A 340-nucleotide genomic window follows, 5' to 3' on the forward strand; every position below is an offset into this window, starting at 1 on the left:
GAAAGAAAAAGCGATTCCTCCTTCTCAAATGAAAAAGATACTTAAGGGACAATGTTCGGACTTCATTCAAGGATTCAAAGGAGAAAAAGGTGAATTTACAGCGGCACTCTATTTGGATAAGGAGGGTTTAAAGTTTCGATTTCCAACAATTGAAGATCGTACATTAGGGAAATGTCCGCTATGCAAGAGCCGAGTCCTTGTAGGGAAATCTCATTACTTATGTGAGCAATATAAAAAGACTTGTGAATTTATTATCCCAGGAGTGGTGTCTGGAAAGAAAATTAGTAGTAACAATGTAATCAAAATATTAGAAAAGAATATGACCGATCAAATCAAAGGA

Annotated in this window: 1 protein-coding gene; it reads left to right on the forward strand. The window is 35.6% G+C overall.

The window, feature by feature from the left end:
• A partial coding sequence (locus tag HRG09_RS28465; protein ID WP_375335782.1) for a topoisomerase C-terminal repeat-containing protein occupies window positions 1-340 on the forward strand: 340 nt, incomplete at both ends.

The sequence above is a fragment of the Bacillus sp. Xin1 genome, from assembly GCF_013314535.1.
Lineage (GTDB): Bacteria > Bacillota > Bacilli > Bacillales > Bacillaceae_G > Bacillus_A.